The sequence below is a fragment of the Desulforhabdus amnigena genome (genome assembly GCF_027925305.1).
GTDB lineage: Bacteria > Desulfobacterota > Syntrophobacteria > Syntrophobacterales > Syntrophobacteraceae > Desulforhabdus > Desulforhabdus amnigena.
Genome location: NZ_BSDR01000001.1, coordinates 1504841 through 1527775, shown reverse-complemented (window position 1 = coordinate 1527775; position 22935 = coordinate 1504841). Strand labels below are relative to the sequence as shown.

The 22935-nt window shown below is 52.2% G+C and carries 18 protein-coding genes and 1 tRNA gene; 5 read left to right on the top strand and 14 right to left on the bottom strand.

Annotated elements, in window-relative coordinates; genetic code table 11:
• The first annotated feature begins 15 nt into the window (after positions 1-15).
• Positions 16-1080, top strand: coding sequence for a protein translocase subunit SecF (secF, locus tag QMG16_RS06550; protein ID WP_281793149.1), 1065 nt, complete (start codon positions 16-18; stop codon positions 1078-1080).
• A 1-nt stretch (position 1081) separates the two neighbouring features.
• Here the strand turns inward: secF and QMG16_RS06545 are convergent, their stop codons facing one another.
• The 14 genes from QMG16_RS06545 to QMG16_RS06485 all read right to left on the bottom strand — a co-directional run bounded on the left by QMG16_RS06545 (position 1082) and on the right by QMG16_RS06485 (position 15936).
• Positions 1082-2020, bottom strand: coding sequence for a universal stress protein (locus tag QMG16_RS06545; RefSeq protein WP_281793147.1), 939 nt, complete (start codon positions 2018-2020; stop codon positions 1082-1084).
• Positions 2021-2154: 134 nt separating this feature from the next.
• The gene (locus QMG16_RS06540; protein ID WP_281793145.1) at positions 2155-2937 is read right to left on the bottom strand and encodes an MBL fold metallo-hydrolase; all 783 of its coding nucleotides are present in this window, start codon (positions 2935-2937) and stop codon (positions 2155-2157) included.
• 8 nt (positions 2938-2945) lie between these two features.
• Positions 2946-4211, bottom strand: a complete 1266-nt coding sequence (locus QMG16_RS06535) for a M16 family metallopeptidase (RefSeq protein WP_281793144.1) — start codon at positions 4209-4211, stop codon at positions 2946-2948.
• A gap of 409 nt (positions 4212-4620) precedes the next feature.
• The gene (gene pnp, locus QMG16_RS06530) at positions 4621-6720 is read right to left on the bottom strand and encodes a polyribonucleotide nucleotidyltransferase (RefSeq protein WP_281793142.1); all 2100 of its coding nucleotides are present in this window, start codon (positions 6718-6720) and stop codon (positions 4621-4623) included.
• A gap of 72 nt (positions 6721-6792) precedes the next feature.
• Positions 6793-7056 (bottom strand): 30S ribosomal protein S15, encoded by a 264-nt coding sequence (gene rpsO / locus QMG16_RS06525; RefSeq protein WP_373878716.1) that lies wholly within the window; start codon positions 7054-7056, stop codon positions 6793-6795.
• Positions 7057-7179: 123 nt separating this feature from the next.
• Complete coding sequence (gene truB, locus QMG16_RS06520) at positions 7180-8163, bottom strand: tRNA pseudouridine(55) synthase TruB (RefSeq protein ID WP_281793140.1); 984 nt, start codon at positions 8161-8163, stop codon at positions 7180-7182.
• A gap of 82 nt (positions 8164-8245) precedes the next feature.
• Positions 8246-9250 (bottom strand): DHH family phosphoesterase, encoded by a 1005-nt coding sequence (locus tag QMG16_RS06515; RefSeq protein ID WP_281793139.1) that lies wholly within the window; start codon positions 9248-9250, stop codon positions 8246-8248.
• Positions 9243-9596, bottom strand: coding sequence for a 30S ribosome-binding factor RbfA (gene rbfA / locus QMG16_RS06510; RefSeq protein WP_281793137.1), 354 nt, complete (start codon positions 9594-9596; stop codon positions 9243-9245). The genes QMG16_RS06515 and rbfA overlap by 8 nt, the downstream gene beginning before the upstream one ends.
• 90 nt (positions 9597-9686) lie before the next feature.
• The gene (locus QMG16_RS06505) at positions 9687-9980 is read right to left on the bottom strand and encodes a DUF503 domain-containing protein (RefSeq protein ID WP_281793135.1); all 294 of its coding nucleotides are present in this window, start codon (positions 9978-9980) and stop codon (positions 9687-9689) included.
• 180 nt (positions 9981-10160) lie between these two features.
• On the bottom strand, positions 10161-13112 hold the full coding sequence (gene infB, locus QMG16_RS06500) for a translation initiation factor IF-2 (protein ID WP_281797047.1): 2952 nt from the start codon (positions 13110-13112) through the stop codon (positions 10161-10163).
• A gap of 297 nt (positions 13113-13409) precedes the next feature.
• On the bottom strand, positions 13410-13667 hold the full coding sequence (locus QMG16_RS19540; RefSeq protein WP_373878661.1) for a YlxR family protein: 258 nt from the start codon (positions 13665-13667) through the stop codon (positions 13410-13412).
• The gene (nusA, locus tag QMG16_RS06495; RefSeq protein WP_281793133.1) at positions 13664-15049 is read right to left on the bottom strand and encodes a transcription termination factor NusA; all 1386 of its coding nucleotides are present in this window, start codon (positions 15047-15049) and stop codon (positions 13664-13666) included. Before nusA ends, QMG16_RS19540 begins: the two co-directional genes overlap by 4 nt.
• 67 nt (positions 15050-15116) lie before the next feature.
• On the bottom strand, positions 15117-15614 hold the full coding sequence (gene rimP / locus QMG16_RS06490; protein WP_281793131.1) for a ribosome maturation factor RimP: 498 nt from the start codon (positions 15612-15614) through the stop codon (positions 15117-15119).
• A 246-nt stretch (positions 15615-15860) separates the two neighbouring features.
• A tRNA-Gly gene (locus QMG16_RS06485) sits at positions 15861-15936 on the bottom strand.
• A gap of 342 nt (positions 15937-16278) precedes the next feature.
• Here QMG16_RS06485 and dnaE point away from each other — a divergent pair.
• The 4 genes from dnaE to QMG16_RS06465 all read left to right on the top strand — a co-directional run bounded on the left by dnaE (position 16279) and on the right by QMG16_RS06465 (position 22796).
• Complete coding sequence (gene dnaE / locus QMG16_RS06480) at positions 16279-19773, top strand: DNA polymerase III subunit alpha (protein WP_281793129.1); 3495 nt, start codon at positions 16279-16281, stop codon at positions 19771-19773.
• A gap of 80 nt (positions 19774-19853) precedes the next feature.
• Complete coding sequence (locus tag QMG16_RS06475; protein WP_281793127.1) at positions 19854-20195, top strand: Mth938-like domain-containing protein; 342 nt, start codon at positions 19854-19856, stop codon at positions 20193-20195.
• A gap of 229 nt (positions 20196-20424) precedes the next feature.
• Positions 20425-20910, top strand: coding sequence for a DNA polymerase III subunit chi (locus tag QMG16_RS06470; RefSeq protein WP_281793126.1), 486 nt, complete (start codon positions 20425-20427; stop codon positions 20908-20910).
• A 332-nt stretch (positions 20911-21242) separates the two neighbouring features.
• On the top strand, positions 21243-22796 hold the full coding sequence (locus QMG16_RS06465; protein ID WP_281793124.1) for an acyl-CoA carboxylase subunit beta: 1554 nt from the start codon (positions 21243-21245) through the stop codon (positions 22794-22796).
• Positions 22797-22935 lie beyond the last annotated feature (139 nt).

The following is a 22935-nucleotide window of genomic DNA, read 5'->3' as shown; positions in this document are numbered from 1 at the left end:
CAAGGAGTAGACGGAATGGAATGGATCAGACCCGATATCAATCTGAATTTCGTAGGAAATCGCTATAAGGCATTTGTGCTTTCCAGTATATTGATTTTACTTGGTTTGTGTGCGCTCATTTATCGAGGGGGCCTCAATCTCGGTGTGGATTTTTCCGGCGGCACCTTGATTCAGGTTCAGTTCAAGAAGACAACCAGTCCCGATGAGATCCGTTCAGCACTGAAGGACCTGATTTCTCAAAGTACTGTACAGCAGATCGGTGCTGCCAAGGACAATGAATACCTCATTCGTGCGGGGATGATGAGCTCCGAGGTTCAGAGTCTTTCCGAAACGGTCCAGTCCGCCCTGGAAAAGGCCTACGGCGAAGGGCAGGTGACTGTAATGCGTGTCGAAATGGTAGGGCCCAAGGTGGGACACGATTTGCGGCAAAAGGCCCTCTTTGCCATCTACTATGCGTTGCTTTTCATTGCCATTTACATATCCGGACGATTTGAGTTCAAATGGGCCAGCAGCGGAATCATGGTGGCCGTACTCATCGTGGGGGTCTACCTGCTGGAAGCGCTCGGCGTGGGGGTCGTTTACCTCATTGTGGGTGCCTTGCTGGTGACCCTTGTCCTCTGCTGGTTTCTCAAGTTGCCTTATGCCTTGGGAGCGGTGCTCTCCCTCATCCATGATGTACTCATTACCGTGGGGGTCTTCGCTCTGACCAACAAGGAATTTACCCTGGAAGTGCTTGCGGCCATTTTGACCCTCGTGGGTTTTTCCCTCAACGACACAATCATCGTCTACGACCGTATTCGTGAGAATTACAGGAAAAGCCGGAAAGAAGACTTCAAGGATATCATCAATATGAGTATCAACCAGACCCTGAGCCGGACCATCCTGACTTCGGGTACAGTGCTCCTCGTCGCGGGATGCCTGTTCGTACTGGGGGGTACGGTCATTCACGACTTCTCCTTCGCCCTTCTCATCGGCATCATCACGGGAACCTATTCTTCCATTTATGTGGCCAGTCCTCTGCTGATTCTGTATGAAGATCTCAAGAAGCGAAGTCCTGCGGCAAAACATGCCAAAGCATAGATCATTGGTTGATCCATAAGGCCATATCGTGGAGCTCGGTCAGCATTTTTTGAGTGACCGAGCTCTTGAGAAAACTCCATATTCCGGTGGGATGTGAATGGCCCAGGACGACAATGCCGATGCCCGCCTCCCTGCAATAAGATGTGACCTCGGAAGCTTTGTTTCCCCTCCCAGGCAGCACCGTCAGATCCAGGCGTTCTTCAGAAACGCCCCCCTCTTTCAAAATTGCTTTTGCTTCCATTACAATCGGCAATACATCCTTTCCCGCGCTCGATTTCAGCCATTCTCCCATTTCCGCATCAAGAGAAAAAGCCGGGCATTTCAAAGCCGCCTTGACGGATTTAGCAAGGTAGAGAAGAGTGATGTGCGTATCGGTTTCCTCCAGCATGAACGCCGCATGGTCCACGGCTCTAAAGGATGTATGCTCATCTTCCAGGAGTATCACCGCCCGGCTTGGGTCGACGTTGCCGTCTATCAACCATATGGGACTCGTCAGACAATGCTGCAGCAGAGCGGAGGAAATGTCTGAGGACAGAAAATCTTCCAGACTTCTGACGACTTGCTTTTGAACAAGAACGGCGTCCACCTTTTTGCGCTCCGCCAATATGCAGGTTTGCCTGCCCACGCTGAGGGCCTTCTCTTCGACATGCTCCTGAATATGCTCCCCGGAAAACCCGATGCTTATGAGAAATTCCCTGGCACGGTCCAGAATGGACCGCTTATTTTTATCACGCACTGTTTGCATCGCTTTCAATTTTGCATACATCTCGGGGGAATCGGGTCTTTGCCGATAAATAGGGGGAAGGGGTGGCAGGAAATAGCAAAGGATGATGTCGATCGTATCCCGTTGGGGATAGAGGTCTGCCAGAAACTGGGCGGGCCTGAGAGATTCCTGACTGCCGTCGACGGGGAGCAGCAAACATTTGGGCAATGTTTCCATAGAATTCTCCTTAAGGCGGGATCTTCTTGTATTTTCAGATGAGCATCATTTTTCCATCTTGGAGTCTACCCGAAACCTCGTATGGACTTTCACCCCCCTTAGTCCCCATCGAAGAGGCAATGGAAGGGGAGCGGTCAGGCGAGTTCAATCCCTGTTGAGACTTCGTTTTGCTTCCCGATTTCAAATCGCACCCCTTCCCATTCCTGGCAGAGGCTTAATTTCTGAAAGCCACGGCGCACGAGGTCCGGATGATTGTTGGTTTCACTCAGGTGTGCAAACAGAACCGATTTCAGACCCTCATGGTGCAAGTCCTTGAGGAGTTCAATGGCTTCCTCATTGGAGAGGTGACCATGGCGGCTTCGGATGCGCTGTTTCAAATGAAGCGGGTAGGGACCTTCCATGAGGCGGGTGACATCGTGATTGGATTCGATTACGAGCGCCTGACATTGCTGAAGGCGAATTTTGACCAATTGTGTCACCATGCCGAGATCTGTACAGATTCCCATGCGGATGCTTCCCTGCTCAATGACGAAGGCGGAGGGTTCTCCGGCGTCATGGGAAACGGCAAAAGGATGAATCTTCAAATCGCCGATGGTGAATGAAGCCCCCGTTTGAAAAACTTGAGAATATGCCAGTTGTCCCACCTGAGGCGGCAGGTTCTCGAGAGTTCCCCGCGTGAGGTAAACGGGCAGATCGAAACGGCGGCTGATAACCCCGCAGCCTCGGCTGTGGTCCTGGTGTTCGTGGCTGATGACCAGGGCGTCCAGATCCTTGCCATTCACAGGAGTCTTTTCGAGGCGGCGGACGATTTCCTTGCAGCTCAATCCGGAATCGAAGAGCACCCGGGTTTTGGAACTGCACACGACGATGGAGTTCCCTTTGGATCCGCTGGCGAGTACCTGGAAAAACAATGACATGGCTCACCTTATTCTTTTTCGAGCAAGATGTTTTCCAGATGTGCCTCTTTGAGACCCGCCGGACCGAGAAGGAGAAGGCCCATGCGTTGGGGGTGGTACACCGATTGAAACCACTCTTGAATGGAACCGGCATCCACCGCCATAATTTTTTCTTCTACCTCCTCAAAGGGAATGAAACGATCGAAAAGGAACTCATTCTTGGCCAACCGGTTCATACGGGAGTCGGTGCTTTCTGCGTTGAGGTACATACTGCCGCGAAGGTATTCCTTAGCCGCAGCGAGTTCTGTTTCCGGGATGGGTTCAGTCGCCAAAAGATCGAGTTGCTGCCGAATGAGCTTGAGGGTTTCTTCGATATTTTCCGGAGCGATTCCGGCGTATACCCCGAGCATTCCCGTGTCCGCATGGCTGTTCAGAAAGGAGTATACAGAATAGGCGAGTCCCCTTTTTTCTCGAATTTCCTGAAAGAGACGACTGCTCATACTGTTACCCAGAATGACATTGAGGATATGGCAGGGGAAACGGTTTTCATCGGTCTGTGCGACGCCTTTCAGGCCCAGGCATAGATGTACCTGCTCCAGTTCCTTTTCTATCACCTGAATAGCCGGATGAATGGAAGGTTTTTTGCGGTCTGCGCGGCGTTCGCGATGGTTCAGGGTTTCGAGCGATGGGGCGACCAGATCGACAAAGCGGTCGTGTTCCAGATTGCCGGCTGCTGCCACTACGATTTGTTCTGGATGAAACGTGCGATCGAGGTAACGGAGAATGCTCTCGCGGTCTGTACGGGCTACCGTTTCGGCCGTACCATAGATGGGTAATCCCAATGGGTTGTTTTTCCAAAACATTTCTTGAAAGAGAACGTGGACGAACTCGTCCGGGGTGTCTTCGATCATCCGGATTTCCTGTAGAACGACCTGCTGTTCCCTTTCGATTTCTTGAGGCGCAAACACGGAATTGAGAAAGATGTCTGTCAAAACATCTACAACGAGGGGAAGGTGAGTGTCCAGAACTTTTGCATGGAAGCAAACATGTTCTTTGGAGGTGAAAGCGTTGGCGAAGCCTCCCACCGCATCGAGTTCCTTGGCGATATCCAGTGCGGTGCGACGCTGAGTCCCCTTGAAGAGCATATGCTCGATAAAATGAGTGATTCCCCGTTCGCTCTCCTGTTCGTCCCGGGACCCGACGCCCACCCATATGCCGGTAGATACGGAGTAAACGTAAGGTATCTTTTCTGTGACCACACGAATCCCATTGCGAAGAACTGTCTTCTGGTACAAGCTTTCCCCTTCTATTATCTGAAAGGCGCCGTCTCAACATGATGGGTTGCGGCAAGCCTGTCCCATTACGAGGAACATGCCGCATCATGCGCAGGGGCGCTCATTTCAATGTCTGTTTTATTTCACTAGATCAAGATGGTGTAGGTGGATGAATAAACAAGCGCATCTGAAAAAAACGCCTGTCGGATGACAACAAAGATCCGCACAGGCTGGACTTCTACAGATGGAACTGCCTATTGGGACCCATCATAGGGCGGTTTGTTTATGGGTCATGAAAACGGGATGAGTATCAAGCGCAAGATTCCAGAGCTTTTTGAAGGAGAGGCGAGAAAACACCCGCCCCGCAATGGAATCTTTTTGCTCGTTACCCATCATCGGCTTATGGAACTCGGAAGAGTCTCCATTGCAGCTATTCTTTATCCGTCGAGGGCTTCTCCAGGGCTGCCTTGCGGCTCAACCGGATACGTCCGTCCTTATCGATTTCGATTACCTTGACAAGCACCTCTTCGCCTTCCTGAACCACATCGGTTACCTTGCGGACTCGTGTGTGGTCCAGCTGCGAGATATGGATCAGTCCATCGATTCCGGGCAGGATTTCCGCAAATGCTCCAAAGTCTGTAATGCGGACAATGCGCGCCATGTAAAGCTGTCCCACCTCGGGTTCCTGAGTTAAGCTCTTGATTTTGTCGATGGCCTTGTTGCATGCGGTTGCGTCCGGACTCATGACAACGACACGACCTGAATCGTCGATGTCGATTTTAGCACCGGTTTCAGCCACAATAGCGCGAATCACCTTCCCGCCGGGGCCGATCACATCGCGGATTTTTTCGGGGTTAATGTTGATGGTAACAACCCGGGGAGCGTAGGGAGAGAGTTCCTCCCTGGGTGCGGGCATGACTTCCCGCATCTTGCCTACGATATGGATACGCCCCTGGCGAGCCTGTTCCAAAGCGCGTTGCATGATGCTGCGGTCGATTCCGGCAATCTTCACGTCCATCTGGATAGCTGTAATGCCGCGTTCGTTTCCCGTAACCTTGAAGTCCATGTCTCCAAGATGATCTTCATCCCCCAGGATGTCTGAAAGGATAATCACATCGTCGCCTTCTTTGATGAGACCCATGGCGATTCCGCTTACTGAATCCAAAAGGGGAACCCCTGCGTCCATGAGGGCCAGGCAGGAGCCACAGACCGTAGCCATGGAACTCGATCCGTTGGAAGCCAGAACTTCGGAAACGAGCCGAATGGTGTAAGGGAACTCTCCATCTTTGGGTAGAACGGGTCTAACGGCTCTTTCCGCAAGAGCGCCATGTCCGATCTCCCTGCGACCGGGGCCGCGGAGGGGCTTTGCTTCTCCCACCGAAAAGGGTGGAAAGTTGTAATGGAGCATGAAGGATCTGAACATTTCACCAGCCAGAGTTTCTATCTTCTGTTCATCGGAGGAGGACCCCAAAGTGGCTATGGCAAGGGCCTGAGTCTCTCCACGGGTGAAGATGGCGGATCCATGAGTCCTGGGGAGAATACCCGTTTGGATGGAAATGGGCCGGATTTCGTCAAACTTGCGGCCATCGATCCTTCGACCCTCTTCGACCATCATGCGTCTGACCACACGTTTTTCCAAGTCCTCAAGCGCGTCCTCGATTTCCTTCTGCCGCTCGGGGTAATCCTCCGCCATTTTTTCCTTGATGCGCTCCTTGAGGGCTTTCTTTTTGGTGCGTCGCAGGAGTTTATCCGCAGTGGTCATCACTTCCCGCATTTCCAGGGAGGCAAGCTCATTGACGGCCTGGATCAAGGCCGGGTCTTGGACCACTTCGGGTAGAACCTCCTTTTCCTTGCCCACCATTTTACGCAATGCTTCCTGAGCGTCCAAAATGGGACGAATGGCTGCATGCCCGCAATCAATGGCTTCAATGAGGACTTCTTCGGAAACAAAGTTCGCTCCACCTTCCACCATGACCACCGCATCATAGTTTCCGGCCACCACCACGTTCAGGTCACTCTCTTCCAACTGCAGTGCGCTCGGGTTGATGAGAAATTCCCCATTCACACGGCCGACGCGTACAGCGGCCACCGGACCATGAAAAGGAATTGGAGAAATGTGCAACGCTGCAGATGCACCGGTCATGGCAATGACATCGGGTTCGTTTTCCATGTCCACAGAGAGAACCGTGGCAATGACCTGCGTTTCGTAGGTGTAGCCCTTGGGAAACAGTGGACGGATAGGGCGGTCGATAAGGCGTGAAGTCAAGGTTTCTTTTTCACTGGGACGGCCCATTTCACGCCGGAAAAAACCACCCGGAATGCGACCTGCCGCGTAACTCATTTCCTGATAGTCGACCATGAGAGGCAAGAAATCGATGCCTTCCCTGACTCGGTCTTCTTTGGTCGCCGTCACGAGCACGACAGTGTCTCCATAACGCACCATTACAGACCCACTGGCCTGTGCGGCTACGTGACCACATTCGATGGTAAGCGGACGTCCGCCCACCTCGACTTGAACTGAATGTTTCATAAATAATTTCCTTATGTTATATAATACTTCCGCCTCCTGTGAAAATCGGGTCGGGAGGCGGATTGAGGAAAACTAGCGCCGTAATCCAAGCCGTTCGATAACGGTGTTGTAACGGTCGATGTTTTTCTTCTTCAAATAATTGAGCAACTGCCTGCGCTGTCCGACAAGCTTCAGCAGCCCGCGTCTTGAATGATGATCTTTCTTGTGGACTTTGAAATGCTCCGTCAGATAGGTGATTCTTTCACTGAGAAGTGCGATCTGAACTTCGGGCGAACCCGTATCGGATGGATGCATTTTGAAGTCATCTATGATCGATTGCTTTTTTTCAGGGGTCATTACCACGGCGTTTCTCCTTTGTTTCACTATTGTGAACATGATGTTGATGATCCTGGTTCCAATGGCTCCGCCCTGGTGGAACCACGGTCCACAGACCACTTGTGCTCATCGCCCCGTGAGAATTCACCGGACCGATTGAAACACGCGCAAACGACGCTGTTCCCGGCCATCTGCATGAGGCCACCACAGCGCTACCAAATGATTATCGGGAGCTAAAACCTTGACTGGAACATTCGAGACCGCGAAATGGTCTCTGTGTTCATTTTCCCAATCAGAATCGAGGGTCCCCTCCTGGATTCGTTTCACTATCCGTTTGTTTGTGACGACAATCCCAGGTAAATGAGGCAATGCCTCGTTCATGGTGATGAGTTTTTTCTCCCAGAAACTGCATGGCGATCTTTCCGGAAATGCATCCAGGGATATGGCGCATTCTATACCAAACGACCCGCTCCTCAAACGTCGTAATTGGGTCACATGGGCTCCACACCCCAATTGAGTGCCAAGATCGCTTGCCAGTTGCCGAATATAGGTCCCTTTAGAGCACTCCGCCTCCAGAACGGCTTCAGGCCACCTGTAACTGATGAGTTCCAGGCGTTGAATCTGAACTTCGCGTGATGGCAGATCGACTTCTATTCCCTTGCGGCTCAGTTCATAAAGCCTCTTGCCCTGGATCTTCACAGCGGCGTAGCGGGGAACCCGCTGCTGATGAGTTCCCAGAAACCCCTTCACCCTCATCATCAACTCGTCTTCCGATGGTGGAGGACCTTCATAAACGCGGATCACCTGGCCGGTTCTGTCCAGAGTGTCCGTTTCCACTCCGAAGCGTAAGGTGAAACGGTAGGCCTTATCCTGCACCAGCAACTGATCCACAATGCGCGTAGCCTGGTTGAGGCAGAGGATCATCACGCCGGTGGCGAATGGATCCAGAGTGCCACAATGCCCCACCTTCTTTATGTTCAGCAGCTTTTTGACCTTCGCTACCAGCCCAAAAGACGTTATACCCTCCGGCTTGTCAAGGACTAAAACGCCATGAACAGGAGAACCGGGATTTGAAGTTACTTCGGGCTTTTCAGGGAAAGCGGCATTTTTTGCATATTCACAATTCATGTCTACCACAAAATTTTGCTGCCGGATGCGGACAAACAACATTGGATGTGCCAGGTTGAACGCATCCCGGGAAGTGGATTTTTCATACTGTTGAGCCCTTCGAGTTTACCATCAGGTAATTCCGCGCTTCCTCCGTGAACTTTGCACGAACTGTCTGCAAATCACCGGAGGAACGAAAAGCGGCAGCCTGCCGATGTCCTCCTCCTCCATAGGTCTGAGCGAAGGTGGCCACATCCACTTTTCCCTTGGATCGCATGCTGATATGTACAAGTCCTTCGGCACTCTCTCTGAAAACCATGGCCATCTCGACGGATTTTACTGAACGGAGCTGATTGATGAAACCGTCGCTGTCCATGGAGGAGGTTCCCGTTTCGTCGAACATCTTCAAGCTGAGTTCCGCCGTTGCCAGACGCGCATCTGCGTGGAATGCAACCGAGGACAATACCCGGGCCAGCAGTTTGAGCCTTTGGGGAGACGCGGAGTCGAAAATCTGCTGAGCGATGTGAGCCGGTTCAGCGCCGGCGCCCACAAGGTCGGCGGCTATCTCCAGGACCTTCTGATTCGTGTTCCCAAAACGGAAAGAGCCTGTGTCCGTTAACAGTCCCGTGTAGAGATGAGTGGCGATCTCCCTGTCCAGGGGAACCGAGAGCGCGGAGCTCAGGTGGTAAAGCATTTCGCAGGTGCTGCTTGCCGACGCATTGACCCAGCAGATGTCTCCGAAAGGAACATTCCCGTAATGGTGATCGATGTTGATAAGGAAAGGGACCCTGCCGACGGCTTCGGCAAATGAAGAACCTACGCGGGGAAAATCCCCGCAATCCACCAGAATGGCGACATCGTAAAGGTAAGGTTGAGGTACCTCATGGCTGATGCTTTCCGAACCGGCAAGAAATTCCAAGGTGGTGGGTATGGGATCTTGAGTGCATGCAGTGACTGATTTCCCCAGGCGGCGGAGAAGAAAGGAGAGACCAAGCAAGGACCCCACGGCATCCCCATCCGGTTTGATGTGCGTGACGATGAGGAACCGATGGTGCTCGCGGATTGCTTCCACGATCTTGTCGATAGTCTCCCGGTAGATCTCATTCATTTTCGTGCAAACCTTTCAGTATGCGCTCGATTTTGTCCCCGTACTCAAACGATTGGTCGTAACAAAACGTTATCTGGGGTACATATCGTATGTACAACCGCTTTCCCAGTTCTTGACGTATGAACCCCTTGGCCTTGTTGAGGCCTTGAGCCACGGATTGTTTTTCCTCTTCTGTGGGCGAGCCCATGACGCAGTAATAGACGCGGGCGTGTTTGAGATCAGCCGTCACATCCACCCCGCTGATGGTCACGGAAGTGACGCGGGGATCTTTTACTCTGCGGAAGACCAGGTCTGCAATCTCCTTTTGAAGGAGATCGGCTATCCGGTCGGAGCGCTTATATTCCATAGTCTTTATCCTCGCCATGGGGACGAAATTGAATCGAGTGGCAAAAAACAACCGCCCGATGAAAATAAAGACCCTCGCAAGGGTCCATGGTCAATCCCCCAGCGCAATCAGTTCGAATTCCCGTTCCACCATGTCTGCCAGGCTGAGGGAATCCATGAAATCGATGATGCGATCCAGAAGAGAATTGATAACGCGCCCGTCGCTTCCGATCACCGCCACACCGATGGTGGTGCGCTGATGTACATCCTGGTCCGCAACTTCCGCGACGGAAACATTGAACCGGTGGCGGCTCTTCTCGATGAGGCTCTTGACGACTTTGCGCTTTTCTTTGAGAGACTGATTGCCGTGGAGCCTGAACGTTACGCGTGCAATTCCGACTGTCATATGAACAGATCCATAGGGGTGAAACCAGATCCAAACCGTGCGTCGGACCTGAGATGACCCGCCCAGCGATTATGGGCATAACTTGACGTTGTCAGATTTCATCTGAACCACGGAGAGCACGGAAATTTCATTTGAAGGTCTTTCTCTGAGCCCTCTGTGCCTCCGTGGCTAATATGAGAGTTACGATTTTTTGTCGCTGTCACCTTCCAACGTGGGTTTGACTTCCTTGAGTTCGTAAACCTCGAGGATATCGTTTACTTTGATATCGTTGAAATTCTCGATGCCGATACCGCATTCAAATCCGGCTTTGACCTCTTTTGCATCTTCCTTGAACCGTCTCAAAGAACCGATTTTCCCGTCGTAAACAACAACCTGGTCCCTGAGGACTCTCACCTTTGCGCCGCGTTCCACCTTGCCGTCCAGCACGTATGAACCGGCGATCATGCCGATCTTGGGTACCTGGAAGGTCTGCCGCACTTCGGCACGGCCTAGTACATTTTCTTGAAAAACGGGTTCGAGCATACCCACCATGGCGTCCCGGATATCGCTCAGGAGCTGGTAGATGATGTCGTAATATCGCACATCCACATTTTCCTGTTCCGCCAGTTCCAAAACTTTCGAGTCCCCGCGCACATTGAACCCTATCACGATGGCATTGGATGCGGCAGCCAGCATGATGTCCGTTTCCGTGATGGCGCCGGTGGCATTATGAATGATGTTGACCTTCACTTCAGGTGTCGAGAGCTTCAAGAGCGAGTCGCTGATGGCTTCCTGGGACCCATGCACGTCTGTTTTCAGGATGACATTGAGTTCCTTGATTTCGCCCTCGCGGATCTGATCGAACAGGCTCTCCAGGGTGACCTTGGAAGTCCGGGTGAGCTCTTTTTCCCGCAGTTTGAGGGAACGATGTTCCGCAACGAGTTTGGCCTGTTTCTCGTCCGTCAGGACAATGAATTGATCCCCCGCGTTGGGGACTCCTGAAAAGCCGAGAACTTCAACAGGCATGGAAGGCCCGGCCGACATCAACCGTTTTCCCCTGTCATTGAACATGTTTCGAACGCGTCCGGAATTCACTCCACAGACGTAAATGTCGCCCGCCTTCAGAGTTCCTTCCTGGATCAGGATAGTAGCCACGGGACCCCGCCCCTTGTCCAGCTTGGATTCGATGACACGCCCGCGGGCAGGCTTGTTTGGATTGGCCTTCAATTCCAATAGTTCTGCCTGCAGAAGAACCATCTCCAGAAGCTCATCTATGCCGATTTGCTTTTTGGCGGAAATTTCCACCATGGTTGTATCTCCGCCCCATTCACTGGGGATGAGACCCTGTTCCGCCAGTTGCCGTTTGGTCTTCTCCACGTTTGCATTGGGCTTATCTATTTTATTGATGGCCACGATGATGGGGACTTCAGCCGCTTTGGCGTGGTTGATGGCTTCGATCGTCTGCTGCATGACACCGTCGTCCGCCGCTACCAGCAGGATGACGATGTCCGTCACCTTGGCTCCACGGGCACGCATGGCGGTGAAGGCTTCATGGCCCGGAGTATCCAGAAAGACCACGTGTCCGTTTTCCAGCTTGACGTCATAAGCACCGATGTGCTGGGTGATGCCTCCCGCCTCCCCGCTGATGACGTTGGTTTTCCGTATGGCGTCGAGAAGGGATGTCTTACCGTGGTCGACGTGTCCCATAACCGTGATGACGGGAGGTCTCGGGACGAGATCTTCCTCGCGGTCCTGCTGTGTTTGAAGCACTTCTTCCTCTTCGAATCCGACCTTTTCCACTTCGAAGTCGAATTCACTGGCAACCAGCGCTGCCGTATCAAAATCCAGAGCCTGGTTGATACTGGCGGGGAGCCCGAGGAGCAACAGTTTCTTGATGACTTCACCCGCCTTCTGCCCCATTTGCTTGGCCAGATTCGCGACAGTAATCGCTTCGTCGATTTTGATTTTCTTTCTCCCTATCTTGGCCACTGCAGGCTCGGCTTTGGCTTCCTCTACAGAGGGCCTTTCCCTGTCTTTCGGACGGCCGCGATCCGCCTGAGCCGCAAGCTCCTTTTTGGAATAGAGGTCTTCGCGTACAAAAACTTCTTTGCGTTGCCCGCCCTTGCGTTTCCGGTCGGGAGCCTCCTTGACCACCTCGTCGACGGCTTTGACCCTCTTCTTGCGGGGAGCTTCTTTGACTTCCTTTTCCTCTGTAACCGCTTTTGCCTGGAGACGAGGCGCCAGATGCGGCAGCTCCGGTTCTTCCTCGGGTTCAGGTGGAATGATATCGGGCAGTTTGATGATGCGTGCCGGTTCGTCTTTGCGGGATTTTTTACGGCGCCTCTTCTTGGCCTTCTTGGCCTTGGACTCCTCTTCTTCTGCAGCGACCTCGCCGGCTACGGTCTCAGCAGCCGGTTCTTCACCTGGCTCGGGGGTAGGGATAGCTTGTACTTCAAGCTGCTCTTGAGGCATCTGTTCTTCCAGTTCCTTTCTCGCAACTTCCGCTTCCAAGGGTTCCTGGCTCGCTTCTCTCTTTACCTCTTCCACTTCCGATGGAGGAACTTGCGCTTCAGGCTCAGGGGAGATGGCTTTCACTTCGGCCGGTGAAGGGGTTTCTTCCTCTGTAGGGGGAGCAGAGGAAATTTCCCGAGGGAGCTCTTCAGGGGGAATTGAAGGCTCGGGTGTAACCTCCACGTGTACCGGCTCTTCTACTGCTTCTACTTTTTCGACCTTTTCCAGGGGCGTTTCAACTGGGTGCACGGGGGCGGGCGAGGGCGCCTCTTCCCCGGGCTCTTCTTGCGTGGGCTCCACTTCCGCCACTGGTGTTGCTGTCGCTTCGGGTGGAGCGGGAACCATTGGGGCTATTTCTTCCTGAACGGACGGGACCGCCATTGCTGCCTCTATTGGTACGGCCTCGACAGCAGGACCTTCTTCTTCAAAGGTCTTTTTCCGTCTCCTGATGACGGCTCTCCCGATTCGCTTCTCTTCAACCGTTTCCGTCTTGTCCTCTGTAAACTGCTGACGGATCTTTTCCACTGTGGATTCAGTCAAAGTGCTCATGTGGTTTTTGACCTGAATCCCCAACTTGAGAATTCGATCAATCAGATCTTTGTTATTCATATTGAGCTCTTTCGCAAGTTCATGCACCCTCATTCGCGTCATGAAAACTTCCCCCTTATCTAACTTGGCTTATTTCTATTATCTATTTTAAACCTTCACCCCTTAGCTCCCATTGTCACGGTGAACGTACAAGTCGAAAAACAGCCTTACATTCCGAATAGAACAAAAACGATATATAAGTCGATCACTGCTTCAATCAGAACTTTCATTGGAGGTTCTTAAAGAAACCGGAAAATGTGCGTTATCCATTTTCATGTTCCGCCCCCCACGGAAAAGGGATGAAATGATTTCGTACTTCTTCGCACTCGAACCCTTATAAAATGCCGAGCTTCATTGACGGATGTCTTGGGCCAACCCTTTCGCCTTGTTCCGAAAAGCCTTTTGGACCCGTTTAGTAAAACGTAATCGGGGCAAGCAACCCGGGCAGACATAAGCTCCGCGTCCTTCCAGGCATTGATCGCGATCCAACACAATGAACTTCTTTTCTTCGAAGTCGAGGGCCATTCGTAAGAGAGCAAATTTTGGCTCCTTCCGGCCACATACGACGCATGTTCTGATCGGCAGATGGCCTCTACGCAACAAAATCACTCCCCTGTCACATTCTCACTGGAAGTTCCCGCCGTGGACCTTTCGTCCATAGAAACCTCAGAAACCTGGGGTGCTTCTTCCTCCGAACCACCTTTTGACTCCGACATTTTCACGGAGTCTTCCGAATCCGTGACCGTTCCGGCAACCCTGGTCGATAAAAGAATTTTCGCTTCCTCTTTCATTTCTGAGACGGCCGCTTCCGAGAGCCGTGTCAGATCCTCCAGTTCAGTGGTGCCGGCTTCCAAGAAATCCTGCAACGACGTAATACCTGCCTCGTAGAGACGGTCGGCCATTTCAGTCGTCAGGCCCTTGATCTGCAGGAGCGCCTGATAACCCGCTTGTTTCTTTCGCCCATAACGGCTTTCGCTGTTCACGTCGATGCGCCAGTTGGTGAGTCTCGAAGCCAGGCGAACGTTCTGCCCCCTCTTGCCAATGGCGAGGGAAAGCTGATCATCAGGCACAATGACTTCCATGCTCCTGTTGTTCTGATCGATAATGACCTTTGAAATGATGGCGGGAGCGAGCGCATTGACGACGAACTTCGCAGGGTCCATATTCCATGGAACGATGTCGATTTTTTCGCCTCGAAGTTCCTGGACCACATTCTGCACGCGTGACCCCTTCATGCCCACGCAGGCGCCTACCGGATCGACATCGGGGTTTTTGGAAACGACGGCGATCTTGGCGCGTGAGCCCGGTTCCCGGTTGGCGCTGATGATGCTGACAATTCCTTCCGCGATTTCCGGAACTTCCGAGTGAAACAACTGAATGAGGAAATGAGGATGCGTACGGCTCAAGATGATCTGAGGGCCTTTGCTGATTTTCTTGACCTCCAGCACATAGGCGCGGATACGATCCCCCTGCCGGAATACCTCCCGGGGGATTTGTTCCTTGGCGGGAAGAAGCGCTTCGGCCTGTCCCAGGTTTACGGTGATACCGTTCTTGTCCACGCGTTGTACAATGCCGTGGACGATTTCACCCTTTCGGCCCTTGAATTCGTCGTAAACAACCTCCCTTTCAGCATCCTTCATCTTCTGGATAATGACCTGCTTGGCGGATTGAGCAGCAATGCGCCCCAGTGCATCCGTATTCATGCGGATGCCAAGTTCGTCTCCCAACTCCACCTCGGGGTCGAGCGCCAAAGCCTCTTCAAGAGAGACTTCCTTTTCGTGATCCGTCACCTGTTCCACAACTTCCTTGAACTGAAAGGCTTCGATTTCTCCAAACTCTTCGTTGAAGGTCACGTCCAGATCGAACCGGTTGCCGTACTTTTTCTTGATCGCTGATTTAATGGCTTCTTCCAGTGTGTTGATCAATGTCTGGCGGTCAATACCTTTTTCCCTGCTGACCTGATCGATCAACCGCTTGAGTTCACTGGCCATGGTTTTTTTGTCTCCTTACAACGTCTTCGAATGGACAAAATATTTTATTTTTAAACATCACGTGGGACTATTGCTTCGAAGATTCGAAATAGCAAAAACGAGCCCGTTCTACGAGATTCATTGGAATCTCAAAAAGTTGACCATCGCAATCCATGGTAATTTCTTCAGAGTTGGCTGCCGTGAGTCTTCCTTTGAAATTGCGTCGGTTCAAAATGGGCGTCAAAGGGGATGCTGTCCGCACTTCGATGATCTTTCCCACGTGTTCCTGGAAATGATCCAACTTGCGCAAGGGACGGTTCAACCCGGGCGAAGAGACTTCAAGATGGTAGGCAACGGGAATGGGGTCCGCGACATCCAGCAAGTCACTGACAATCCGGCTTATTTTGGCACAGTCGTCAACGGATATCCCTCTTTCCTGATCGATAAAAAAGCGTAATACCCACCCAATGGATTCTCTGCGATATTCCACCTCTATGAGTTCCATGCCTTCGGCCTGGACCAGGGGTTCCACCAGATTCCATACCTGGGTGATGATCTCTTGTGTTTTATCTCCCGTTTCCGACATGAACGCCGTCTTTCCCTCTCGCACTCGATACATCGTTACAAAATAAAAAAAGTGGGTAAAAATACCCACTTCTCTCAGTAGACCCGACAATAATCTAAATATAGCCAAAAAAAGGCTTCTCTGCTATGAGAATCCAGAAGTCTTGTCATCCACTAATCGAAGTAAGCAATCATTATCCCCAAACAAGGGGATTGCTGCCACCTCAAAAAGGGAAGCCTTCCTTGTGAGAAGGAGCAAATGTCTGACTGGAGCGGGCGACGGGATTCGAACCCGCGACCCCAAGCTTGGGAAGCTTGTGCTCTACCAACTGAGCTACACCCGCTAAAGCCTTGTGACACAGCAAATCTTAGACGATGAATGGGGAGGAAGTCAAGTGTAAATTGTCGAGGTTTCGAGTGTTGTAAAACGGTCTGTGCGTATGGATATTCAACGACACTCTTGGGTGTGTGAGCTATCTCTTACGAGACCTGCGAACATTCCTCTCTTGTTCTTTCATCTCTCAGGGGGTATGAAATAGGCGGCTGAATTACTCATGGAGGATGAATCCCGTCGGTCCAACGCATATCTTCATCGGAATGAAATCAAGAAAGTTAGATTCCTATTTCGCACCATTTCGCCATACAAATCTGGATTGAAATATATCACTTAGCTGGGAGTTTTGTCTATGACCTCTTTTGTGCATCTTCATGTCCATTCCCAATACAGCTTGCTGGATGGAGCGATTCGGTTGCAGGATCTGCTCGATACGGCTCGAAGCTACAACATGCCTGCAGTGACCGTGACGGATCACGGGAACATGTTCGGAGCTCTCGAGTTTTATGAAAAGGCCCATAAAGCGGGTTTGAAGCCCATCATCGGCTGTGAGGTCTATCTGGCTCCCAGGAGTCGCTTCGATCGTCAAGGACGTGGAGACAACGGAGGGGGTGGCGACGAAGACCGAAGCTATCACCTTGTCCTCCTCGCAAAAGACGTTACAGGGTATCAGAATTTAATGAAGCTCGTCTCCTCCGCCTATCTGGAGGGATTTTACTACAAGCCGCGCATTGACAAGGAAATCCTCAGAAAATGGAATGAGGGCCTCATTGGGCTTTCTGCGTGCCTCAAAGGGGAGGTAGCTTGGAACCTGCTGCGCAACCAGGAGGAAAATGCTCGAAAGGCGGCGCAGGAATATGCGGAAATCTTTGGCCCCGGCAATTTTTACCTGGAACTTCAGGCCAACGGCATTCCGGAGCAGGCCATTGTCAATGAAGGGTTGATTCGGCTGGGACGGGATCTGGGGCTCCCCCTTGTCGCTACGAACGATTGTCACTATCTGCGCCGCAGTGATGCCCGCGCCCATGAAATTCTGCTTGGCATCCAGACGGGAAAAACCATTCTGGATGAGAAGCGCATGAAATTCTCCACGGACCAGCTTTACTTCAAATCCCCCGAAGAAATGGCACAGGAATTCGCTCACGTGCCCGAAGCCCTGGAGAACACCGTGGCCATTGCCGAACGGTGCAATTTGAAGCTTGAACTGGGGGCATATCACTTTCCCGTTTTTCCCCTGGAAAAAGGGGAAAGTATTGAAGACCGGTTCGAAAAGACGGTTTGGGAAGGCTTCGAAAAACGACTCCCTTTGATCCGGAAGAAACGCTCTAGTTTCAGTGAGAAAGATCTGAAGGAATACGAGGAAAGGCTCCGGTACGAACTGGACGTGATCCGGCAGATGGGGTTTCCCGCCTACTTTCTCATCGTCGCAGATTTCATCAACTACGCCAAAAGCCATGGAATCCCGGTGGGGCCGGGGCGAGGGTCCGCTGCGGGGAGCCTTGTGGCCTATGTCATGAGCATCACGGACCTCGATCCCATTGAACACGGTCTCATTTTCGAGCGTTTTCTCAATCTCGAACGCATCAGCATGCCGGATATCGACGTCGACTTCTGTATCCACGGCCGCGAAGAGGTCTTTAAATACGTAACGGAAAAATACGGCAAAGACAGGGTGGCGCAGATTGCGACCTTTGGAACCATGCAGGCCCGTGCCGTCATTCGGGATGTAGGGCGCGCCCTGGCCATGCCCTACAACGAAGTGGACCGCATCGCCAAGCTCATCCCCTCTTCTCCGGGCATGACGCTTCAAAAGGCTTTTCAGCTTGAACCCCGCCTTGCCGAACTTCAGCGGGAAGATCCGCAACTGCGCGAGCTTTTTGAAATCGCGTTCGCCCTTGAAGGTCTGACGCGCCACGCATCCACTCATGCGGCTGGCGTCGTGATGGCCGATAAGCCCATCGTTGAGTACATGCCGCTCTACAAGGGACAGGAAGACGAAGTGGTGAGCCAGTATTCCATGAAATACGTGGAAAAGGCAGGGCTCATCAAGTTTGACTTTTTGGGCTTACGGAACCTGACGGTCATCAACAATGCCGTTCAGCTCATTCGTGAAAACCACGGTATCGATTTGAGGATCGAAGAGTTGCCCCTAGACGACCGGGATACCTATGAGCTCCTCAGCCGCGCGGATACGACGGGCGTATTTCAGCTCGAAAGCTCGGGAATGAGGGATATCCTCGTTCGTTTGAGGCCGGAGAATTTTGCGGACATTGTGGCCCTGGTGGCTCTCTACCGTCCCGGCCCCCTCGAGAGCGGCATGGTGGAGACATATATTCAGGGAAAACACGGGCAGATAGAGGTAAGCTACGAACTGGAGGAGCTTCGGCCGATCCTCCAACCCACCTACGGGGTGATTCTCTACCAGGAACAGGTCATGAAAATCGCCAGTGTTCTGGCCAATTACACACTGGGCGAAGCCGACATTCTGCGCCGGGCCATGGGAAAGAAAAATCCGGAAGTCATGGCTGCCCAGCGGGACAGATTCCTCGCCGGAGCCAAAGAAAACAGGATCGACCTGGCCAAGGCCAACCATATCTTTGACTTGATGGAGAAATTCGCCGGCTATGGGTTCAATAAGTCTCACAGCGCGGCTTACGCGCTCATCGCTTACCAGACGGCCTATCTCAAGACTCACTATTCAACAGAATTCATGGCGGCCCTCCTCAACAGCTTCCTGAGCAATACCGATCAGGTGGTAAAACTCATCAACGAATGCAAGGAAAAGGGGATTGAAATCCTTCCGCCCGATGTCAATGCCAGCAGCAAGGACTTCACGGTGGTGGAGGGTAAGATCCGCTTTGGCCTGGGCGCCGTCAAAAATGTGGGGGAGGCGGCCATTGAAGTGATTCTTGAAACGCGGCATGAAAAAGGGAGTTTTTTGTCTCTGACCGACTTTTGTCAAAGGGTGGACACTGCAAAGGTCAATCGCCGTGTCCTGGAACAGCTCATCAAGTGCGGAGCGTTCGATTCCATTCACGGAAGCCGGGCACGGGTTATGGCGGGTTTGGACAGCGCCCTGGAGAAGGCTCAGGCGATGCAGAGGGACCGTCAGTCCGGGCAGATCAATATGTTCGATCTGCTCAGGTCTCAGCAGAAAACTCCCCCGCAGCCTCTCCCCGATGTGCCCGATTGGGATACGCGCCTTACCCTTCAGTTCGAAAAGGAAGCTCTGGGCTTTTACATTTCGGGGCATCCGCTGGATTTTTACGCGGACCGGTTGGCCGTTTTTTGTTCTGCTGATACTCAAAAGGTAAGGGAAAAAGCTGAGGGGACCGAAGCGGTGCTGTGCGGAATGGTGAGCATCACCAAGGAACTCACCACCAAGAAGGGGGATCGCATGGCTTTTCTCGCTCTAGAGGATAAGGAGGGCGTTGTGGAGGTGGTGGCTTTCTCCGAAGCATTTTCTCAGGCGAGGGGCCTCCTGGAGGGAGACGAACCCCTCGTGGTGATCGGGAAAGTGCAGCATGATGAAAAGGGATCAAAAATCATTGCCAACAGCATTCTCACTCTGGACGATGCTCAGGTGCAGGCGGTAGATTCCGTGAGGATCCATCTGCGTGCGGAACGGTTGGACCGGGATGGTCTGACGCGGTTGCGCCATCTTCTCATGAACCATCCCGGGGATTGCAAAACATTCCTTCATCTGCTAGTAGAGTCGCAAGGCGAGGCCGTGATTGCACTGAATTCGAAGCTTCAGGTCAATCCGACGCGCGCTTTTTTTGAGGAAATGGACCAGTATTTCGGACCCCACAGTGTTGAGGCTGTGCATCGGGTTTGCCGCCAGTAGGCGCTAAAAGTGGCTGCAAAGGCGATGCAGGGGGAATACGAACCGGAAGAACAAAAAATGGACAGCCGGAGCGAAGAGTCATGATCGGTCATTATCAATTTGGCGCCATGACTGTCGGAGGAAAGATATACCGGAATGATCTCAAGATCATCGACGATGAGGTGATTTCCCGCTGGTGGCGAAGAGAAGGCCACACCTGTGACATTGAGGATGTTCAGGATATTTTGGCCTCTGGTCCCGAAACTCTGGTCGTGGGAATGGGACAGCCCGGAAGAATGCATGTGACGGACAGTCTTCGAAAGGTTTTGAAAGACGCTCGAATCGAACTGATTGAGCAACCGACGGCGGAAGCTGTTCAAACCTTCAATCGCCTTCATGGCCGGGGGAAAAGGGTTGCGGGAGCTTTTCACCTGACATGTTAGTTCATCTCGGCAAAAGTTCTCAACCTCTTGAACGGTTCTATCCCCTCTTGAGGCGACAGAGGGTGAAGTAAGAACCTATCCAGAAACCACCTGTGGACTTTGCGACACCCCCCTTGGTCCCCCCTTGAGGGGGGAATTAAAGGGAGGGTGTCCGCTGCCGAGGTAGGTTTTTGGATAGGCTCTAAGGGGCGCACTCCCTTGAATCCCCTTCAAAGGGGGACTTCAAAACATGCCGGACCAGCTGAGGATTTACGCCGAACTATACTGGGAAAAGATGCCTCCGAGCCAGATATATTTTGTGGAGACTCCATCGGAAGGGCAAAGACGCCTCTTGTGTCAATGGGTGGAGCGTTTTTATGAAGAGGGAAAAAGGGTGCAGGTGGTGGTTGATTCCACCATGGCGGCCCAGCACCTGGATCAGATGCTTTGGACTTTTTCTCAGGAAAGTTTTGTCCCCCATTCCATTTTTGCTTTCAATAAATCTTCTGATCTTATAGAACCGGTGGTGATCACCGTGGGAGAAGTTTTATTGGAGGGATTTGAAGTCCTCGTTTGCGATGCGGGCGTCACGCTGGACTTCATGCGAAATTACAGTGAAGTGGTTCATTTCGTTTTGCGGGATGATCCCGAGAAAAAGCAGGAAAGCCGCCTTTTGTGGCAGTCGGCGCGGGAATTGGGATTGGTTTTGCGGCATGTTCCTTATGCGTCCCGTTGAAATGTCGGCTCCTGGCATGAATCTTCTTTTTTGTACAAAGGAAAGGGTGTTTTTGAATAGTAAAGATCTCTGAATTTTTTGCGACAGCGGGATAATGACTTTGACAGATATTGTAGAGTAATGCATGGGATAATCGAGTCTGGTTTTAGATGGGGAATGGTTTGCTTTTGGATTCTTTCTTTTCCACGCGGAAGCAATAGATAATAGTGCGCTTCATGCGAAAGGAGGGGAAAGCGCTTGACAAGCCTTTTTGAACCGTTAGAATGGCGCAAATTTGGTAAAGTGGGAGCAAACCAGGATTCTTTCAATGTTGAAACGGAGGAGAAGCGGATATGGGAAGGGTTGCTGATAAACTGAACGAGCTGCGTGAGCGTGAAGCTAAAGTTAGGGAAATGGGCGGCGAAAAAGCCGTAGCTAAAGTGCACAGCCAGGGCAAGATGACGGCCCGCGAGCGTTTGAACTACTTTTTCGATCCTGGGACCTTCCAAGAACTCGATATGTTTATGAAGCACAGAGGCACTCTGTTTGGAATCGATAAGGTCGAGATCCCCGCGGAAGGTGTCATCACGGGATATGGCTTCGTAAACGGTCGTCAGGTTTTTGCTTTCGCACAGGATTTCACTGCACGCGCCGGAAGCCTCGGTGAAATGCATGCCAAGAAAATCTGCAAGGTCATGGACCTCGCTCTTAAAACCGGTAAACCCTTTGTTGGTTTCAACGACTCGGGCGGAGCACGCATTCAGGAAGGTGTTGATGCACTTGCCGGATACGGCAACATCTTCTACCGCAATGCTATCGCTTCAGGTGTTATTCCCCAGATTTCCGCCATCATGGGCCCCTGCGCCGGTGGTGCGGTTTATTCTCCCGCAATGACCGACTTCATCTTCATGACCAAAAATACCGGCCTCATGTTCATTACCGGTCCCGACGTCATTCGGGCGGTTCTGGGTGAAATCATCACCCAGGAAGAGCTCGGTGGCGCCATGACTCACAACACCAAGAGCGGTGTGGCTCATTTCGCATGCGAGAGCGATGCCGACAATATCGATAAGATCAAACGCCTGTTGAGCTTTTTCCCCGACAACAACATGGAAGATCCTCCGGTTGTGGACATGGGAGACAGCCCGGCTCGCGCCTGTCCCGAGCTGGATAGCATCATTCCTGACAACCCCATGGGCGGCTACGATGTTAAGGATGTTATCCGCTCTATCGTGGATGCCGGCGACTTCATGGAAGTCCATGAGCATTATGCCTTGAACATGGTTGTGGGTTTTGCCCGCTTTAACGGCAGGAGCGTTGGAATCATCGCCAACCAGCCCAAGGTCCTCGCCGGCTGTCTGGATGTGGATTCCTCCGACAAGGCTACCCGCTTCATTCGCTTCTGTGACGCCTTCAATATTCCTATGCTGACCATCGCCGATGTTCCCGGTTACCTGCCCGGCAAGAACCAGGAATGGGGCGGAATCATCCGTCACGGTGCCAAGCTGCTGTGGTGCTACTCTGAAGCCACGGTACCCAAAATCACCCTGGTCCTTCGTAAGGACTACGGCGGATCTTATCTCGCCATGTGCTCCAAGGAACTCGGCGGCGACATCACCTTTGCCTGGCCGACGGCTGAAATCGCGGTTATGGGTGCCGAGGGTGCCGCGAACGTTATCTTCCGTAAGGAAATCGCCGAGGCTGACGATCCTGCCGCCAAGCGCCAGGAGATCATCGAAGATTACAAGAAAGCTCTCTGCAATCCTTACATTGCTGCGTCGCGCGGTTACATTGATGCGGTCATCATGCCTTCCGAAACCCGTACCCGCCTGATCGAAGCCTTTGAAATGCTGGCCACGAAGCGCGTAGCTCTGCCGCCCAAAAAACATGGAAATATCCCCATGTAATTCGGCAGCATGAAGCCGGGCGAGGGGAAACCGGTTTCCCTGCCCCGGAGCAGGTTCGGATAATCATGATGTAATCAGGTGTTGAAAAAGCCCGTTTTCCTTTCCGGGGAAAACGGGCTTTTGTTCTTCAGAGAGGACA

What these genes read in the sequence shown, in the direction of transcription:
- secF (WP_281793149.1), top strand. Translation starts at nt 16, where the DNA reads ATGGAATGGATCAGACCCGATATCAATCTGAATTTCGTAGGAAATCGC.
- QMG16_RS06545 (WP_281793147.1), bottom strand. Translation starts at nt 2,020, where the DNA reads ATGGAAACATTGCCCAAATGTTTGCTGCTCCCCGTCGACGGCAGTCAG.
- QMG16_RS06540 (WP_281793145.1), bottom strand. Translation starts at nt 2,937, where the DNA reads ATGTCATTGTTTTTCCAGGTACTCGCCAGCGGATCCAAAGGGAACTCC.
- pnp (WP_281793142.1), bottom strand. Translation starts at nt 6,720, where the DNA reads ATGAAACATTCAGTTCAAGTCGAGGTGGGCGGACGTCCGCTTACCATC.
- rpsO (WP_373878716.1), bottom strand. Translation starts at nt 7,056, where the DNA reads ATGACCCCTGAAAAAAAGCAATCGATCATAGATGACTTCAAAATGCAT.
- truB (WP_281793140.1), bottom strand. Translation starts at nt 8,163, where the DNA reads ATGAATTGTGAATATGCAAAAAATGCCGCTTTCCCTGAAAAGCCCGAA.
- QMG16_RS06515 (WP_281793139.1), bottom strand. Translation starts at nt 9,250, where the DNA reads ATGAATGAGATCTACCGGGAGACTATCGACAAGATCGTGGAAGCAATC.
- rbfA (WP_281793137.1), bottom strand. Translation starts at nt 9,596, where the DNA reads ATGGAATATAAGCGCTCCGACCGGATAGCCGATCTCCTTCAAAAGGAG.
- QMG16_RS06505 (WP_281793135.1), bottom strand. Translation starts at nt 9,980, where the DNA reads ATGACAGTCGGAATTGCACGCGTAACGTTCAGGCTCCACGGCAATCAG.
- infB (WP_281797047.1), bottom strand. Translation starts at nt 13,112, where the DNA reads ATGAGGGTGCATGAACTTGCGAAAGAGCTCAATATGAATAACAAAGAT.
- nusA (WP_281793133.1), bottom strand. Translation starts at nt 15,049, where the DNA reads ATGGCCAGTGAACTCAAGCGGTTGATCGATCAGGTCAGCAGGGAAAAA.
- rimP (WP_281793131.1), bottom strand. Translation starts at nt 15,614, where the DNA reads ATGTCGGAAACGGGAGATAAAACACAAGAGATCATCACCCAGGTATGG.
- dnaE (WP_281793129.1), top strand. Translation starts at nt 16,279, where the DNA reads ATGACCTCTTTTGTGCATCTTCATGTCCATTCCCAATACAGCTTGCTG.
- QMG16_RS06475 (WP_281793127.1), top strand. Translation starts at nt 19,854, where the DNA reads ATGATCGGTCATTATCAATTTGGCGCCATGACTGTCGGAGGAAAGATA.
- QMG16_RS06470 (WP_281793126.1), top strand. Translation starts at nt 20,425, where the DNA reads ATGCCGGACCAGCTGAGGATTTACGCCGAACTATACTGGGAAAAGATG.
- QMG16_RS06465 (WP_281793124.1), top strand. Translation starts at nt 21,243, where the DNA reads ATGGGAAGGGTTGCTGATAAACTGAACGAGCTGCGTGAGCGTGAAGCT.